This window comes from Saccharomonospora iraqiensis subsp. paurometabolica YIM 90007, assembly GCF_000231035.2.
Taxonomy (GTDB): Bacteria; Actinomycetota; Actinomycetes; order Mycobacteriales; family Pseudonocardiaceae; genus Saccharomonospora; species Saccharomonospora paurometabolica.
Genome location: NZ_KI912198.1, coordinates 844 through 1,609, shown reverse-complemented (window position 1 = coordinate 1,609; position 766 = coordinate 844). Strand labels below are relative to the sequence as shown.

At 77.4% G+C, this 766-nt stretch carries 1 protein-coding gene; it reads right to left on the bottom strand.

What is annotated here, in order from left to right; genetic code table 11:
- Positions 1 to 529 (bottom strand): NUDIX domain-containing protein (locus SACPADRAFT_RS25200; protein WP_007027840.1); only part of this gene is annotated, 529 nt, incomplete at its 3' end.
- Positions 530 to 766: the final 237 nt, after the last annotated feature.

Below are 766 nucleotides of genomic sequence, written 5' to 3'. Positions count from 1 at the left end.
CCGCGCCGCGGTCGTGCCACCAGCCGTCCGGGCGGGCCCCGACGACGTTGGCCGTGTCGACCACCACCCGCAGTTCCCGGTCGAGCTGCGGCCACAGCCGGGGCCAGGCCGCGGCGAAGTCCCCGTGCAGCGGGTAGCTCGGCACGTCCTCGGGGCGGACCCAGTGCACCGCCTCGCTCTCGGCGTTGGCCACCCGCGCCTCGACCGTCGTGCGCACGGTGGCCAGCACCGTCGTGTAGCTCCAGTCGCCGTGGTCGTCGGTGCGCTCGGCGAGCACCCGCACCGCCGCCGCGGGCACGGTCGTCTCCTCCTCGGTCTCCCGGGTCGCCGCCCGTGCGGCGGTCTCCCCGGTCAGCACCGCGCCCCCGGGGAGCGCCCACGTCCGGCCCTGGTGGGTCCACCCCGCGCGGTGCTGCAGCAGCACACCCCGATGCGGATCGGTCAGCAGCAGTCCCGCGGCACCGTTGCGGCCCCAGTGCCGCCGGCCGCACCGGCAGCTGACGAAGCCGTCCCCGTCCCCGAGCAACATCCGGTCAGCCTAGCGGGCACGCGCGGCGTCCGGCCGACACGACGATCAGGTCCGGCCCGGACGGCGACCCGCCTTCCCCGGGGCGTCGATTCGCCGTCCCGGAGCGTCAACTCGCGGGCACGGAGTGGCGACTCGCGGGGGTGGGGTCAGGCGGCTTCGCGGGCGAGGGTGGCCGCGCCGACGAGGGCGGTCGCGTCGCCGAGCTGGGAGGTGCGGAGGCGGGCGAGTGGGCGGTGC